This window comes from Leucobacter sp. HNU (genome assembly GCF_047946755.1).
GTDB lineage: Bacteria > Actinomycetota > Actinomycetes > Actinomycetales > Microbacteriaceae > Leucobacter.
Genome location: NZ_CP178837.1, coordinates 2,007,318 through 2,023,227 on the forward strand (window position 1 = coordinate 2,007,318; position 15,910 = coordinate 2,023,227).

14 protein-coding genes and 1 pseudogene are annotated in these 15,910 nt (G+C 71.4%); 9 read left to right on the forward strand and 6 right to left on the reverse strand.

All coding sequences use genetic code 11. The features are described 5' to 3' along the window. The first annotated feature begins 49 nt into the window (after positions 1 to 49). The 5 genes from AB3K78_RS09925 to AB3K78_RS09945 all read left to right on the forward strand — a co-directional run bounded on the left by AB3K78_RS09925 (position 50) and on the right by AB3K78_RS09945 (position 3,607). Positions 50 to 1,462 carry an aldehyde dehydrogenase family protein gene (locus AB3K78_RS09925; protein ID WP_416442835.1) on the forward strand — a complete coding sequence of 471 codons (1,413 nt, stop codon included), beginning with the start codon at positions 50 to 52 and terminating at the stop codon, positions 1,460 to 1,462. A gap of 159 nt (positions 1,463 to 1,621) precedes the next feature. Beyond that, a complete protein-coding gene (locus tag AB3K78_RS09930; RefSeq protein WP_416442837.1) occupies positions 1,622 to 2,317 on the forward strand; it encodes a cupin domain-containing protein in 696 nt (231 codons plus the stop codon). Between the two features lie 77 nt (positions 2,318 to 2,394). After that, positions 2,395 to 2,580, forward strand: coding sequence for a helix-turn-helix domain-containing protein (locus AB3K78_RS09935; protein ID WP_416442839.1), 186 nt, complete (start codon positions 2,395 to 2,397; stop codon positions 2,578 to 2,580). A 144-nt stretch (positions 2,581 to 2,724) separates the two neighbouring features. Then, positions 2,725 to 3,207 carry a hypothetical protein gene (locus AB3K78_RS09940; RefSeq protein ID WP_416442841.1) on the forward strand — a complete coding sequence of 161 codons (483 nt, stop codon included), beginning with the start codon at positions 2,725 to 2,727 and terminating at the stop codon, positions 3,205 to 3,207. Between the two features lie 49 nt (positions 3,208 to 3,256). Next, complete coding sequence (locus tag AB3K78_RS09945; protein WP_416442843.1) at positions 3,257 to 3,607, forward strand: nuclear transport factor 2 family protein; 351 nt, start codon at positions 3,257 to 3,259, stop codon at positions 3,605 to 3,607. Between the two features lie 35 nt (positions 3,608 to 3,642). On the opposite strand, the gene AB3K78_RS09950 is transcribed toward AB3K78_RS09945, so the two are convergent. The 3 genes from AB3K78_RS09950 to AB3K78_RS09960 all read right to left on the reverse strand — a co-directional run bounded on the left by AB3K78_RS09950 (position 3,643) and on the right by AB3K78_RS09960 (position 6,362). Further along, positions 3,643 to 4,575, reverse strand: a complete 933-nt coding sequence (locus AB3K78_RS09950) for a DUF3592 domain-containing protein (RefSeq protein WP_416442845.1) — start codon at positions 4,573 to 4,575, stop codon at positions 3,643 to 3,645. Positions 4,576 to 4,754: 179 nt separating this feature from the next. After that, complete coding sequence (locus tag AB3K78_RS09955; protein ID WP_416442847.1) at positions 4,755 to 5,228, reverse strand: hypothetical protein; 474 nt, start codon at positions 5,226 to 5,228, stop codon at positions 4,755 to 4,757. Positions 5,229 to 5,387: 159 nt separating this feature from the next. Next, complete coding sequence (locus AB3K78_RS09960; RefSeq protein WP_416442849.1) at positions 5,388 to 6,362, reverse strand: GNAT family N-acetyltransferase; 975 nt, start codon at positions 6,360 to 6,362, stop codon at positions 5,388 to 5,390. 177 nt (positions 6,363 to 6,539) lie between these two features. On the opposite strand from AB3K78_RS09960, the gene AB3K78_RS09965 reads away from it, so the two are divergent. Continuing rightward, complete coding sequence (locus tag AB3K78_RS09965) at positions 6,540 to 6,950, forward strand: nuclear transport factor 2 family protein (RefSeq protein ID WP_416442851.1); 411 nt, start codon at positions 6,540 to 6,542, stop codon at positions 6,948 to 6,950. Continuing rightward, positions 6,947 to 8,113 carry a P1 family peptidase gene (locus AB3K78_RS09970; RefSeq protein ID WP_416442853.1) on the forward strand — a complete coding sequence of 389 codons (1,167 nt, stop codon included), beginning with the start codon at positions 6,947 to 6,949 and terminating at the stop codon, positions 8,111 to 8,113. The genes AB3K78_RS09965 and AB3K78_RS09970 overlap by 4 nt, the downstream gene beginning before the upstream one ends. A gap of 106 nt (positions 8,114 to 8,219) precedes the next feature. Here AB3K78_RS09970 and AB3K78_RS09975 read toward each other — a convergent pair. The 3 genes and pseudogenes from AB3K78_RS09975 to AB3K78_RS09985 all read right to left on the reverse strand — a co-directional run bounded on the left by AB3K78_RS09975 (position 8,220) and on the right by AB3K78_RS09985 (position 11,880). After that, positions 8,220 to 9,973: pseudogene (locus AB3K78_RS09975) on the reverse strand (ABC transporter ATP-binding protein). Between the two features lie 2 nt (positions 9,974 to 9,975). Next, entirely contained in the window at positions 9,976 to 10,860 is an 885-nt protein-coding gene (locus tag AB3K78_RS09980; protein ID WP_416442855.1) for an ABC transporter permease, read from the reverse strand. Between the two features lie 9 nt (positions 10,861 to 10,869). After that, positions 10,870 to 11,880 (reverse strand): ABC transporter permease, encoded by a 1,011-nt coding sequence (locus AB3K78_RS09985; RefSeq protein WP_416442857.1) that lies wholly within the window; start codon positions 11,878 to 11,880, stop codon positions 10,870 to 10,872. A gap of 264 nt (positions 11,881 to 12,144) precedes the next feature. Here AB3K78_RS09985 and AB3K78_RS09990 point away from each other — a divergent pair, with 264 nt between their 5' ends. Next, positions 12,145 to 14,655 carry an amidohydrolase family protein gene (locus AB3K78_RS09990; protein WP_416442859.1) on the forward strand — a complete coding sequence of 837 codons (2,511 nt, stop codon included), beginning with the start codon at positions 12,145 to 12,147 and terminating at the stop codon, positions 14,653 to 14,655. Beyond that, complete coding sequence (locus AB3K78_RS09995) at positions 14,645 to 15,844, forward strand: multidrug effflux MFS transporter (protein ID WP_416442861.1); 1,200 nt, start codon at positions 14,645 to 14,647, stop codon at positions 15,842 to 15,844. Before AB3K78_RS09990 ends, AB3K78_RS09995 begins: the two co-directional genes overlap by 11 nt. Positions 15,845 to 15,910 lie beyond the last annotated feature (66 nt).

Sequence of the window (15,910 nt, forward strand, 5' to 3'; positions counted from 1 at the left end):
GACGCATACGCTGAACGAGACTGGACAATCATCCCGAAGCGGAGGATCAATGGAGACCTACAGCAGCCTGCTCGCAGCGGTCACGGCTCAGGGCAGCGAGACCCGCGAGGTGCTCGACCCGGCGACCGGCGAGCGCATCGGCGATGCGCCCGTGCAGGACGTCGCCGCGCTCGAAGCGGCCATCGACACGGCAGAGGCGGCGCAGCCGGCGTGGGCGGCGCTCAGCGACGCCGAGCGGAGCGCCTACCTGAACCGCGCGGCAGACGCCATCGAGGCCGCGGCCGAACCGCTCGCCGAGCTGCTCTCGCGCGAGCAGGGCAAGCCGCTCAACGGCCCCAACGCCCGCTTCGAGGTCGGCGCCTGCGCCGTCTGGACCCGCTCCGCCGCGGACACCCCGCTCCCCGTCGAGGTGATCGTCGACGACGGCGAGAACTACGCCGAACTGCACTACCGCCCGATCGGCGTCGTCGGCGCAATCTCGCCGTGGAACTGGCCCATGATGATCTCGATCTGGCAGATCGCTCCGTCGCTGCGCATGGGCAACACCGTGGTCATCAAGCCGGCCGAGACGACCACGCTCTCGGTGCTCGCGCTCGTGGCCGTCATGAACCAGGTGCTGCCGGCCGGCGTGCTGAACGTCGTTCCCGGCCCCGGCAGCACGGTCGGCGACGCGCTGACCCGCAGCCCGAAGATCGGCAAGATCATGTTCACCGGCTCGACGCCGGTGGGCAAGCGCATCATCGAGGCCTCGGCCGGCAACGTCACCCGGCTCACCCTCGAGCTCGGCGGCAACGACGCCGGCATCGTGCTCCCCGACGTGGATCCGAAGGCCATCGCCGAAGACCTGTTCTGGGGCGCGTTCATCAACACCGGCCAGACCTGCGCGGCGCTCAAGCGCCTCTACGTCCACGACACGGTCTACGACGCCGTCGTGGAGGAGCTGGCGAAGGTCGCCGCGGCAGTGCCCATGGGCGTCGGCATCGATGAGCAGAACGTGCTCGGCCCGCTGCAGAACCGCGCCCAGTTCGACGTCGTGGACCGCCTGGTCGAGTCCGCGAAGGCCTCGGGCGCCCGCGTCGTGCTCGGCGGCGAACCCGATCGCGACGCCGTCGGGTACTTCTACCCGACCACCCTCGTCGCCGACATCGACCCGCACAACGACCTCGTGCTGGAGGAGCAGTTCGGGCCGGCGCTGCCCATCATCCGCTACTCCGAGCTCGACGAGGCCGTGCGCCTCGCCAACGAGCTCGAGGTCGGCCTCGGCGCCTCGGTGTGGTCGAGCGACCGCGACGAGGCGAAGCGGATCGCGGCCCGACTGCAGGCCGGCACCGTGTGGATCAACTCGCACGGCGGACTGCACCCGCAGATCCCGTTCGGCGGAGCGAAGCAGTCCGGCTACGGGCGCGAGTTCGGCGTCGAGGGTCTCAAGGCCGTCGCCGAGCCGCAGGTCGTCAGCGGCTGATCCTCGCGAGGGGCTCCGCCCGGCGCATCGCCGCCGGACGGGCCCCTCGCGTTATCCGAACGCAATACGGCGGGCGCCGGAGCCCGCGGCATTGCACCTACGATTGGGGGCAGGGCGCCGCCCCCTCCGCATCTGGCGCCCCCGCACGAAGAGAAACCGATGACGATGACTCCTCCTGTTCCGAGCTCACTGGACGCCTCGCAGAGCATGCCGCTGCTCGACTTCAGCTCGTTCAGCGAGGCCTCCTCCTCCGCGTTCGTGCCACTCGCGATCCGCAGCCGCAAACGCGGCTCCTTCCGCGGACGCATGCGCACCTCCGAAGTCGACCGCCTCGCCTTCACCGAACTGTTCGCGACCGCGCACGAGGTCGAACGCACACCGAAGCTCATCTCGCAGGGCGGGGACCGCTACATGGTCGGGATCATGCTCGGAGGCTCCGGGATCCTGGTGCAGGACGGGCGCGAGCTCGTGCTCCGCGAGGGCGACATCACCATCTACGACACGGCCCGGCCGTTCTCGCTGACGTTCGACGACGAGTCGAAGAACTTCGTGATCTGCGTCCCCAAGGACATGCTGAACCTGCCGCAGGAGCTCGTCGGGGAGCTCACGGCCACCCGGCTTCCGGACGGATCGCGCACTGGCGCGCTCGCGTCGCAGTTCCTGCTCCACGTCCCGCAAGCGCTGCAGCACTCGTTCCGCGAGGCGAACATCAGCATCGCCCGCACCTCGGTGGGGCTGCTCGAGACGCTGCTCACGATGGCGCTCGGTTCCGAACGGCTCGAGCAGGATCCGCACCAGGTGCTGCTCCGCAAGATCCGCGAGTACATCGACGACCACCTGGGCTCCCCGAGCTGAACCCCGGCCAGATCGCGCTCGCGCACCACATCTCGACCCGGCACCTGCACGGCCTGTTCCGCAGCCAGGGCACCACGGTGTCGGCGTACATCCGCTCCCAGCGGCTGGAGCACTGCCGCCGCGATCTGACGAACCCGGCGCTGACCGATCGCCCCGTCTCGGCGATCGCCGCCCGCTGGGGGTTCATCGACGCAGCCCACTTCAGCCGGGTCTTCCGTGCGCACTTCGGCTCGACGCCGCGAGAGGTGCGCGCCCAGCGCTGAGCTGCGGAGAAAAGTCCCAGTCCGACCGTCTCGGGTCCATCGCCCCCGGGATCCCCGCCCCGTAGCGTGGAACGCACGGGGCGCCGGAGCACCCGGGACAGGTCCGCCGGCGCACCGGCACACGAGACCCATTCCGGAGGAACCATGTCGAACATCCACGACGACCTGTTCGTCACGAACATGCCGAACATCGCGGCCGATTTCACGAACGAGGGCGACGCCGCCGGCCTGCCCACCCCCACGAACGTCGGCGAGGCGCTCGGGCTGATGCGATCGAACGAGGTGCCGCAGAGCAAGATCCACATGAGCCACTGCTGGATCTTCGAGACCGACGAGCCGCAGCACTGGGTGAACGAGCACGAGCACGACTACGACGAGATCCTCATCTGGACGGGCACCGACCCCGAGCATCCGAAGGACCTCGGCGCGGAGCTGTACTTCGACATCGAGGGCGAGCGCCACACCGTGACCACCTCGGGTTCCGTCTACATCCCGGCGGGCACGCGCCACTGCCCGCTGGGCTTCACCAAGGTCACGCGCCCGTTCACCTTCAGCGCGCTCTCGCTGAGCCCGCTGTACGACTCCGACGAGAACGCCGGCCTGCTCGAGCGGATCGGCGAGGCGTAGACCGCACACCGAGCGGCCGCGCGCCGTTCCGAGTCCCGAGGGGGTTGCAATGGAAGATCAGGTCAGAGCCGCAGTCGAGCGCTACGTCGCGGGCGTGAGCGCGAACGACGCCGAGCTCGTGAAGCGGGCCTTCACCGAGGACGGCCGGATGTGGGGCTATCTCGGCGACAAGTTCACGGTGATGACGGCGGTCGACTTCGCCGAGCAGGTCGTCGCGACCGCTCCCCCGGCGGATCCCGCATACCGCGCAGAGATCCATGGCATCGAGGTGACGGGCGACATCGCGTCCGCGATCCTCGATGAGACGGCGTACCTCGGATCGGACTTCCGCAACCAGTTCGGACTGGTTCGGGTCGACGGGGTCTGGCGCATCGCGAGCAAGGTGTTCACGACGCGCTGAACGGCCCGCAGCTGCGCTCTCGCGGGAGCGCGGACCTATCCGAACAGCACGAACGTGAACATCGTCACGCCCGCGGCGCCGAAGAACGACACGATGAGCGCGACTCCAAGGAGGCCGCGGGCGGTGAAGAAGACCGGGATCGCGGAGCGCCGCGGGTCGGCGGGATCGTAGGCGATCTCGATCCGCTGCCCGATGATCGGTTCCTCACGCGTCGGCACGTCGGCGCGTCCGGTGTAGGCGCCGCCCGCGGCGTCGAGGTAGTGGTACTCGGGGAAGAACCGGCCGCCGGGGGTGCCGTCCAGTTGGCTCGCCGGCGCGCCCCGGCCGGTCACGATGCCGGCCGTCCGCACCCAGTTCCGCACGCGGAACCAGCGGAACACGCAGATCAGCAGTCCGATCAGCACCAGCAGCAGGCCGACGGCGAGGAACATGCCGGGCAGCACGATGAAGACCATCGAGATGAGGTCGACGTGCCGACCCGATGCCGGTTCGAATCCGAACGGGAGCGGGAGCCAGGCGATGACGACGAGTGCGAGGACGAGGATGCCGCCGATGATCGCGCTCGCGGCGACCGCGGTGCCCCGCACGAGCGCCGTCTGGTGGAACGACTGGTCCGGGTTCAGGGGGTTGTAGGCGACGTCGAGCTCGGAGCCGATCGCCGCGGGTGCCGTGGTGCCCACCTCCGAGCGCCCCTCGTGGGGCGCTTCGTCGGGGCCGGTGAAGCGGTACACCGGGTAGAAGAGCCGGGTGCTGTGCGTGTCGCCGCCGATGGTGCTCGACCATCCCGGCGCGTTGTCAATGACGGTCGCGCGCACCCGCGGCCAGCCGGAGATGGCGCCGGCGCGCCGACGCAGGGTGCGACGCACCTGCAGGACGCTGAGGATCGCGACCACGGCGAAGATCAGCCAGAAGATGTAGAGCGCGAGCTTCACGCCGGCACCTCCGCGGTCGGCGTCGTGCCCGGGCACGGGCGCTTCTCGGCCTGGGCGCAGTGGGTCCCCGTCATTCGTCCACCCTATCGAGGGCGCAACGCGGGGCGACGCCGCGAGCCGGGCGTCCCGCGAACGCCGGAGCGCGCCGACTCCGCGGAGCGGGTCCGGCGCGCTCCGGGTCCGTGCGGGCGGACGCCCGCGGTCGGAGCCCGAGGTCAGACCGCCACGGCCTGCGCGGCGCCCGTGTTGCTCGTGTACTTCGGCGCGAGCGACAGCGCGCTGAAGCGGAACGGGCGGTCGACCCGCACGAAGTCGAGCGGGCAGTGCACGGTTCCGGCCGGAATGTAGACCGAACCCGACGTGGTGATGGTGTGCGTCTCGCCGTCGATCTCCATCGTGAGTTCGGCGCCCAGATCGCGCGGATCGTCGGGGTTCGACCCCGTCCAGATGAGGATCTCGTCGTAGTCGTGGGTGTGCGGGTTCACCCAGTGCACCGGCTCCGACACCTCGTGCACCCAGATGTGCGTCATGTTGATCTGGCTCTCGGGCACCAGCTTGCTGTGCATCAGCCAGAAGCCGTCACCCAGGTTCTTCGGCTGTTCGAGGCCCGCCGCCTCGCCCTCGTTCTCCATCTCGCCGACGATGATCGGCATGTCGCGCACGAAGAGGTGCTCGTACTGATTCGCCATGATGGCTCCCTTCACGGGCATCCACGCCGATGCCCTGCTTCGACGCTACGGAACCGCCCGCGCCACCGGCAACGCCCCGCGCGCGCCTCTGCCCGCCGGGTCAAGACTCCTGCACGAAGTGGAGAGGACCGCGCCCCGGCCCGCGAGCGCGCCCGGAGATCAGAGTCCCGCGAGCACGGCGGGCCGGCGCTGCCAGGTGTTCCACAGCGGCCGGTACCCCATGCGGCACCAGAACGGGCCGGAGCGCGGGTTGAGGGCCGCGTAGTCGAGCAGGATCCGGTCGAACCCGGCCGCCTCGAGACACCCGTGCCCGAACTCAACCACGGCCTCGCCCAGCCCGCCGCCGCGCACGTCCGGCCGCAGGTACATCGCTTGGATGAACGCGATGCTGCCGCCCGGCGCCAGCCGCTCCCGGTGCCGTTCCTTGCCGGTCTCGATACTCAGGTAACCCGCGGCCGCGCCGTCCTGCTCCAGGATCCACGTCCACTCCGAGTCGGCGCCCAGGCGCTCCGCGATCCCGTCGCGCAGGATCGCGGTCGCGCCGGGCCGCGGGGACACACCGCCGTGCTGCGCGTCGTGCGTCAGCAGTTCCGTATCGAGCTCCGCAAGGAGATCGAGGTCGGCCTCGCCCGCCGGACGCACCGACACCCCCGCAGCGTGGAGTCTCCCGAGCGCCGCGTCCGCATCGGCCCCGCGCGCTCCGATGCGGATCCCCTCGACCCCCACCACCGCGAAGCCGTGCGACAGCAGCGGCCGTGCCAGCTCCGAGTCGCGGCTCGGCACACGCAGCGACAGCGACGAATCCCAGGGCTCGACGCCCGCGAGCGCCGGCCCCGCCTCGGCGATCCAGGCGGCCAGCAGCCGATCGACGGCCGCCGCATCGCCGTCCCAGCGCAGCTCCAGCTGCGACCTGCGTGCCGCGCCCCAGATCGCGCCCGCGTCGTCGAGCGAGAGGATCTCGACCGTCGACCGCCCGAGGGCGCGGATCGCTCCGTCGTGCTCCGCCGCGAGCAGCTCGCCCGCCGCGCCGAAATCGCGTTCGGGCAGCTGCGGATCGAGCGCGCGGTCGCGCCGGTTCATCGCCTCGATCGCCTGCGCCGCCTCCGCCGCCCCGATCCCGCTGATGCTCGTCATGCGCGTGCCCCTCCCGCTCGATCCCGTGTCGAAGTCGAGGCTAGCCCCGACCCCCGCCGGCCGATTGACTCTGCCGGTAGAACTGTTGCGCGCCTCGGCACGGAACCCCGAGATCCTTGAGCCCGGGCCCTGGCTGCCCCAGACTCGGAACACACCTCCGTTCGAAAGGATGCGGCAGTGACCCATCGAGACATCGTCGCCGCGCACTACGCGGCAGGAGCACGCGGCGACCTCGCCGGCATGCTCGCCGACTTCGCCCCCGACATCAGCTGGACCGAGGCCGCCGGCTTCCCGCTCGCCGGCACCTACACGGGGCCCGACGAGATCCGGGACCGCGTGCTCGCCGTGCTGAACGCCGAATGGGACGGCTTCGGCATGCGCGTCGACGAGCTGGTCGGCGAGACCGGCACCGTGATCGCGGTCGGCCGGTACGTCGGCACCCACCGCCGCACCGGCCGACCGCTCGACGCGCGCGCCGCGCACATCTGGCGCCTCGACGGCGACCGCATCGTCGGCTTCGAACAGATCACCGACACGCGCCTCGTCGCGCTCGCCGCCGGGGTGGGCGACGCGGAGGATCCCGCATGAGCGCCGCGCCGGTCTCGGCCCCCGCTCCTGCAGACTTCGCGGGCACGCCCTCCGGGCGCAAAGCCCGCGACCTGGGGCTCACCATGGGCGCGCTGCCCCACGGCCCGCGCAACGCGATCACCGACGTCGCGGGTGTCCGGGTCGGCCACACGACCCTCATCTCGGGCGAGGGCGAGCACGTGCCCGGCCAGGGCCCCGTGCGCACGGGCGTCACCGTCATCATCCCCAACGACGCCCCCTGGGCGCAGCCGCTCTATGCCGCACCGCACCGGCTCAACGGCAACGGCGAGATGACCGGGCTCGAGTGGGTCCGCGAATCGGGCACGCTGACGAGCTACATCGGGCTCACAAACACGCACAGCGTCGGCGTCGTGCGCGACGCCCTCGTCGCGCACGAGGGGACCACCCGCCCCGCGGGCGAGGACTACTGGTCGCTGCCCGTCGTCGGCGAGACCTGGGACGGCGCGCTCAACGACCTGAACGGCTTCCACGTGCGCCCCGAGCACGTGCACGCCGCCATCGCCTCGGCGCACGACGGCCACGTGCCCGAGGGCAGCGTCGGTGGCGGCACCGGCATGATCGCGCACGGCTTCAAGGGCGGGATCGGCACCGCGTCGCGCGTCGTCGCGGCGGCCGACGGCGGCTACACCGTCGGCGTGCTCGTGCAGGCGAACCACGGCCGGCGCGAGCGACTGACCGTCGACGGGAAGCTGGTCGGTCCGTCGATCGAGCTGCCGGGCGACGCCGACGGCAGCTCGGCCTCGGGCAGCGCGCTGCCCGAGGGCAGCGGGTCCATCATCGTGATCGTCGCCACCGACGCGCCCCTGCTGCCGCACCAGTGCGCACGTCTCGCCCAGCGCTCGGCGCTCGGCATCGCGCGCGTGGGCGGCGCGGGCGAGAACGGCAGCGGCGACCTCGCGTTCTGCTTCTCGACCGGCAACTCCGGGATCCCGGCGGGCTTCGACCCCGGCGCACCGGTCGAGTACACCGTCTCGGCGGTGGCGAACGACCGCATCGACCCGCTCTTCTACGCGACCATCGAAGCGACCGAGGAGGCGATCGTCAACGCGATGCTCGCCTCCGACACCATGGTCGGCAAGGGCGGCACCGTGCGCTACGGACTCCCCCACGACCAGCTGCGGGGACTGCTCGGGCTCGCGTAGACCGGCAGGCTGATCGAGCGGGGAACGCAGCTCGCGAAACACCACCGTCCGTCCGAGACGCTCCGAAGCTTCGGGGTGTTTCGGACGGACGGTGGTGTTTCGATGTCTACGCCGCCGACAGGTCGAGCGTGTCGGCGAGCAGCCCCTGCGTGTAGAGATCCTTCGGGTGGTCGAGCACGCGGTCGACGCGCCCCTGCTCCACGATCTCGCCCCGGTTCAGCACCGCGACCGAGTCGGCGATCGACCGCACCACGGCCAGGTTGTGGGTGACGAAGATCATGCTCAACCCGTCCTGCAGCAGCCCGCGCAGCAGCTCGACCACCGAGGCCTGCACCGAGACGTCGAGCGCCGAGGTCACCTCGTCGCAGATGAGCACGTTCGGATCGGCGAGCAGGGCCCGGGCGATGGCGACGCGCTGCCGCTGACCGCCCGACAGCTCCGACGGATACAGCTCGGCCATGCGCGCGGGGATCTCCACGCGTTCCAGCGCCTCCGCTACCCGCCGACGCACCTCGGCTCCGCTCGGGCGTTCGAAATGCCGCAGCGGCGCGGCCAGGCTCGCGCCGACGTCGAGCCGCGGGTTCAACGAACCGTAGGGGTTCTGGAAGATGTACTGCATCCGACGCCGGGCGGCCGAGCTGCGCTTCGCCGCCGAACGCGCGAGCGATTCGCCGTCGAGCAGCAGCTCCCCTCCCACTCGGTGTGCAGGCCGATGAGGCAGCGCGACAGGGTGCTCTTGCCCGATCCCGACTCGCCGACGATCGCGACGCATTCCCCGGCGCGCACGTCGAGGTCGATGCCGTGCAGCACCTCGACGTGCCCGTAGGAGGCGCGGAGCCCCGACACCCGCAGCACCGAGTCGGGGCGATGCTCGAAGTCTCCGACGGGAGCCACCGAGACGGTCGACGGCAGGCGCTGACCGATCTCGACGTGCCGGATGCAGCGCACGAGGCCGTCGCCGACGGCCTCCAGCGGCGGCACGGCCGACCGGCACGCGTCGGTCGCGAACGCGCAGCGCGCGGCGAAGACGCAGCCCGTGGGCCGGTCGCCGATGCTGGGCGCACGCCCGGGGATCGGCACGAGCATGTGCCGGTCCTGCGCCGACGGCAGCGCCTGCAGCAGCGCCCGCGTATAGGGGTGCGCCGGCGCCCGCAGCACCGAGGCGGTCGTGCCCGCCTCGACCACCTGTCCGCCGTACATCACGGTCACGCGGTCGGCCACCTCGGCGACGACCGCGAGGTCGTGCGTCACGTAGATCGCGGCGATGCGGTACTCGGCGCAGAGCCGCTTGACGAGTTCGAGCACCTTCATCTGAGTCGAGACGTCGAGGCCCGTGGTCGGCTCGTCGAGCACGATCAGTCGGGGCTGCGCGACGACCGCCATCGCGATCGCGATGCGCTGCTGCTGACCGCCCGACAGCTCGCTCGCGCGGCGCTTCAGGAACGCGTCGTCCGACGGCAGCCCGACGGCCTCGAGCACCTCGCGAATGCGGGACATCGCCTGCTCCCGCGGACCGTCGACCGCTTCGAGCAGCTGCGTACGCAGACGCATCGAGGGGTTGAGCGCGGTCGCCGGATCCTGCGCGACATAGCTGACCAGCCCGCGCCGTGCCGCGCGGAGGCCGGCTGCGTCGAGCCGCAGCAGGTCGGCGCCCTCGATGTCGACGGATCCCGCGCGGATCTCGCCGCCCGGGCGCGCGTAGCCGAGCAGTGCGAGCGCGAGCGTGCTCTTGCCCGATCCCGATTCCCCGACGATGCCCATGACCTCGCTCGATCCGAGCTCGAGCGAGACGTCCTCGATGATCGTGGTGTCGCTGCCCGTCAGTCCGACCGTGAGTCCGGTCACCGTGATTGCGGCCATGGTTACTTCCCTTCCGTGCGGGCGATGACGCGTGCGCCGCCCTCGGCGATGAGGTTGCCGCCGACCGTGAACAGCACGATCATGACGATCGGTGCGAGCACGGCCCACGGCTGCGTGGCGAGGCCCGTACGGTTCTCGCTGACCATGAGCCCCCAGTCGGGGGTCGGCGGCTGGATGCCGTAGCCGATGAAGCTGATCGAGGCGAGGATCCCGACCGCCCACATGAGGCGCACGCCCAGCTCGACGAGCAGCGGCGAGGTGATGTTCGGCAGCACCTCGCGCACGATCATGCGCCCGGCGGGGATCCCCACCGACCGGGCCCAGAGCACGAACTCGCGCTCGCAGACGGGACGCGCGGCACCGCGGATCACGCGGGCGACGCCGGGGATCAGCGCGAGCACGACGAGCGTGACGAGCAGCCACGGCGACGGGCCGAACACGGACACGAACATGAGCGCCATGAGGATCCCGGGGAACGCGAGCAGGACGTCCATCGCCCGCATCAGGATCGTCTCGGTCCAGCCGCCGGTGAAGGCGGCCGTGAGCCCGACCGCCGCGCCGATCGCGACGCTGAGCACGGCGCTCAGCGGGGCCATCCACGCCAGCGAGACGCCGCCGGCCAGGACGCGCGACAGCACGTCGCGGCCGAGCTGATCGGAGCCGAGCAGCAGGCCGCCGCCCGGCGGCGCGTACGGCGTGGTGACGGGATCGGTCGGCGAGAACGGGGCGAGCAGGCCGCCGAAGCAGGCGAGCAGCGTGGTGAGCACGACGAGGCCGATGCCCCAGCGCACCTGGTTCGAAGCGAGGAACCGCGCGAGCACGCGGGACCGCGGGCGAGATCCGGGTGCCGGCGCGGGTGCCGGCAGCACGTCGTTCTGCTGAGTCATGGATCCCACCTATTCCTTGCGACGGCCGGTGCCCGCGTCCGAGAGCAGGTCGGCGATGAAGTTGAAGACGAAGTACGCGGAGGCGATGATCAGCACGACCGCCTGGATCAGCGGCAGGTCCCGGTTCCCGACGGCCTCGACGAGCGAGAGCCCGATGCCCGGATACGAGAAGAGGTATTCGACCACCACGGTGCCGCCGATGAGGAATGCCGCGACGAGCGATGCCGCCGGGACGATCGGCGCGAGCGCGTTCGGCAGCGCATGCCGGTACAGGATCCGGCGCGTGCTCAGCCCCTTGAGCTGGGCCGTCTGGATGAACTCGCTGTTCATCACGTCGATGAAGGAGACCCGCACGAGGCGCGAGAGGTAGGCGACCCCGCCGATGACGAGCGTCGTCACGGGGAGCACGAGCGCGAGGGGGTGCCACCAGGGCATATCGGCCGGAGGGATCAGCGAGACCGGCGGGAAGATCCGGAACACGGTCGTGCCGAACAACGCGATGAGCACGGTGCCGAGCACGAACTCGGGCACCGCGTTGACCACCATCGATCCGCCCATGAACAGCTTGTCGAAGACCCGGTCCTTGCGCTGCGCGGCGACGACGCCGATCACGAGCGAGATCGGCAGCATGATGACGAGCGCGAGCGCGCCGAGCGTCAGCGAATTGCGCAGCCGGAGCGACAGCGTGTCGGCCACGGGCGCACCGTTGGTGAGCGAAACGCCCCAGTCGCCGCGAAGGATCCCGCCGAGCCACGTGAGGTACTGCTGCAGCAGCGGCGCGTCGAGTCCCAGCTCCTTGCGCAGCGTCGCGAGCCGCTCGGGGGTCGCGTTCACGCCGAGGATCACCTTCGCGACGTCGCCCGGCATCGCCTGCGTGGCGAAGAAGATGAGCAGCGAGACCAGCAGCAGCGTGATGATGCCTTGCAGGAGCTTGCCGCCCCAGCGCATCATCGTGCGTCGCCGTCGGCGGCGCACCGCTCCGCCGCCCCGCTCCCGCGAGAGCGCGATCATCTCGGTCATGGTGGTGGTTCCTTCCGCATCGCGTGCAGCGATGACGACGGGAACCCCGTTCCTGCGTCATCACAGGGCATCTCGACCGATCGAGAATTCTCTTTGGATGCCTCCATCGTGGGCACCGGAGGCGCACGGCACAATCGCCCCGCGCCCATTCCTGCTCCCGCCGTCAATCTGCATGCTCCCGATGACAAACCGACTCGCCGTACGGGCGGCAAGACTGAAACGGAACGTCGGCGCGGGCCGACCCGGGCGAACGATGGAGGGCGCATGCAGACCGCGACGGCACCGATCTTCCCGGTGCACGAGATCGTCCCCCGCACGGAATCCGCGTGCGGTTCCTTCCTGGTGGTCGAAGAGATCGACGACCGCGCCGCATTCCGCTCGCCGCACCGCCACGCCTTCACCCAGCTGGTGCTCGTCGAGGCCGGCAGCGGGACCCACCGCATCGACTTCTCCCCCGTGCCGATCCGCGCCGGAGAGGTGCACCTGCTGGCGCCGGGGCAGGTGCACGAGTGGCAGGCGGACCCCGGGCTGCACTGCACCGCCGTGATGTTCTCGGAGGACGTGCTCGACCCGGTCGGCGCGCTGCCCGAGGCGATGCGCGAGCTGCTGCTGCTCGGCGGGGCCCCGCTGGCCCCGTCCGAGCGCGCGGTCGCCCGTCTGCGGCGACTCATCGACGCCCTGCGCGAGGCCGGCTCCCCGGGCGGCGCCGGGCACCTGCTCGCGGCGCTCCTGCACGAGTGCGCCGACGCCGTTCCCGCCGGCGATGCGCCGACCATCCGCTCGCCGCTCACGCACGCCTTTCTCCGCGAGGTGCTGCGCGCGCCCGACGCGCGCCAGACGGTATCGAGCTGCGCGCGCAGCCTCGGGGTCACGACCGGCTACCTCGCCGAACAGGTCGCCGCGGACACCGGCACGACGCCCGGCCGGATCCTGCGCACGGCCGTCGCGCGCGAGGCGCAGCGCCTGCTCGGCGGCACGGCGCTCAGCGCCGCCCAGATCTCCCACCGCCTCGGATTCACCGAGGCGTCGTATTTCTCGCGATTCTTCCGCAGAGAGGTCGGATGCACGCCGACCGAGTACCGGGACCTCGGGCTCCGCGGCGCGACCCTCCACGAAAGGACCGACATGCACGCTGACCTCCTGTTCGAACAGGCCACCCTCTTCGACGGCGAGGAGCTGCGGGAGTCACCGGTGTCGATCGCGGTCGCCGGCGGACGGGTGATCGGGGTCGGCACCGACCTCGCGCACCTCGTCGGCCCGGAGACGGACCGACGCGACCTCGCCGGAGCCTTCGTGATGCCCGGGCTCGTCGACGTGCACAACCACCACGCCGTCGCCGGGCGCGCGGAGCTGTTCGAGCTCGCCGTCCCGATCGGGGCGAGCCTCGACGAGGTGCTGGCCGCCGTCGCCGAGCAGGCCGCGGTCGCTCCCGAGGGCGGATGGATCGTCGGCGGTCCCTGGGGCACCAATCTGCTGGGCGAACTCAACTCGTCGGAGTCGCTCGCCCGGCTCGACGCCGCGGCCGGCGGACGGCCGGTGGTGCTGATCGAGGACAGCCGGCACAATCGTTGGGCCTCGAGCGAGGCGCTGCGGCTCGCCGGAATCCTCGACGGAGCCGGATCGACGTCCGACGAGCCCGGCGTGCTGCGCGATCCCGCGACGGGACGCCCCACCGGCGTGCTGCTCGAGGGGGCCGGGCTCCGGGTCGAGCATGCGCTGGCCGCGGCCGGTGGTTTCACCGAGGAGCAGCACTGCGCCGCATCGGCCCGCGGCGTCGAGATCCTCAACAGCTTCGGCATCACCGCGTTCCAAGATGCGGCGGCGTCGCTCGACATGCTGCGCGCGCTGCACCGGCTCGACACCGAGGGCCGTCTGAACGCCTGGGTCGTCACCTCGATCACCATCAACGACGAGATCTTCGGGTTCACGCCGATCGGCCAGGAGCTCGTCGACCTGGCCGAGCCGTTCCGCAGCGCGCACCACCGCCCCGACTTCGTGAAGGTGTTCCTCGACGGCGTGCCGCCGGCCCGCACGGCCGCGTTCCTCGAGCCCTACCTGCCTGACGAGGAGCACGGGCACGAGTTCACCGGCGCCATGCTGATCCCGCAGGCCGAGTTCGCCGAGCTGATGACGAGCATCGCCGGGCAGGGGCTCGGGCTCAAGGTGCACTGCGCGGGCGACGCGGCGGCCCGCGCCGTGCTCGATGCGACGCAGGCGCTGCGCGATCGCGGCGACACGAGCACACGCGTGCACATCGCCCACGGCCAGTTCCTCTCGGACGCCGATCTGCCGCGTCTCGCCGAACTCGACGTCACCGCCGACATGTCGCCGTTCGTGTGGTTCCCCGGCGTGATCCCCCGGGCGCTCTCCGAGGTGCTCCCCCAGCCGCTCGCCGGTCGGATCCAGCCGAACCGCACCCTCACCGACCTCGGCGCGCGCCTCGCGATGGGGTCCGACTGGCCGGTGAGCCCGACGCCCAACCCGTGGTTCGGAATCCACGGGCTCGTGACTCGCGCCGACCCGTTCCGGCAGACGCCGGGAACGCTGTGGCCCGAGCAGGCTCTGACCCTCGTCGAGGCGCTCCGGGTCTGCACCTCCCGCGGCGCCGAGGCGATCGGCCTCGGCGGCACGGTCGGACGCATCGCGCCCGGCTTCTCGGCCGACTTCGCCGTGCTCGACGCCAACCCGTTCGAGCGCGATCCGCTCGACCTGGCCGACACGCGGGTGGTCGAGACCTGGTTCGAGGGGCGCCTCGTGCACGAACGTGCGGACTGACGCGATCCGGCCGGGTGCCGGACTGATCCTGCTGCTGGGCCTCCTGGAGGCCTTCGGACCGCTGTCCATGGATCTCTACATGCCGGCGCTGCCCGAGCTCGCGCGTTCGCTCGGGATCGGGGACGCGCTCGCCCAGACCACCATGTCGGTGTGCATGCTCGGACTCGGTCTCGGCCAGCTGATCGCCGGGCCCCTGAGCGATCGCTTCGGGCGCTGTCCGCCCCTGCTCATCGGCGTCGCGGCGTTCGCAGCATTCTCGGCCGCCTGCGCCGTCGCGCCAGCGGTCGGCTGGCTGCTGCTGTTCCGCGCGCTCCAGGGGGTGAGCGGCGCGGCCGGCATGGTGGTCACGCTCGCGATCGCGCGCGACATCTTCGCCGGCGCGCAGCTCGCCCGCATGCTCTCCTGGCTCGCACTCGTCGGGGCCGTGGCTCCCGTCGTCGCCCCGATCCTCGGCGGACAGCTCAGCCGGTTCCTCGACTGGCGCGGCATCTTCTGGGTGCTCGCCGGCATCGGCGTGCTGCTGCTCGCCTCGGCGATGCGGTGGCTTCCCGAATCGCATCCCCGCGAGCTGCGACGTACGGGCAGTGGGTCGCTCGCGCTCCTCGCCGACGCCCGCGTGCTGCTCGCGCACCCCGCCTACCGCGCCGTGCTCCTCATCTCGGCCGTCAGCGGCGCCGCGTTCTTCGCCTACCTCTCGATGTCGAGCTTCGTGCTGCAGAACGGCTTCGGCGTGACCCCGGCCGTGTTCGGGGTCCTGTTCGCCGCCGGATCGCTCTGCAACGTCGTCGGCTCCCAGACCAACCGCGTGCTGCTGTCGTCGACGAGCCCCGAGCGGCTCTACCTGCTCGGCATGGCGCTCGCCTTCGCCGGCAGCGCCATCGCTGCGGCGAGCGCACTGTTCGGTCTCGGGCTCGCGCCGTTCGTCGCGGGCCTCGCGATCTATCTCGCGTCCACCGGATTCACGATGCCGAACGCGAGCGCGATCGGGCTCACGGCGCACGGCGACCGCGCGGGATCGGCCGCGGCGCTGCTCGGCACGTCGTCGCTGCTGCTCGGACCCGTCGTCGCTCCGCTGGTCTCGCTCCCGGGCGTGACGTCGGCCGTGCTCGGCCTCACGATGGCGGTGGCATCGGCGCTCGTGCTCGCCGTCGGGCTCGCGGCGTTCGGACGGGCCCCGCGACGGCCCTGATCCGCCGGACCGCTCGTATCGCCAGGTCCCCTGTTCCCCGTTCACCGAAATACCGCACACTCACCG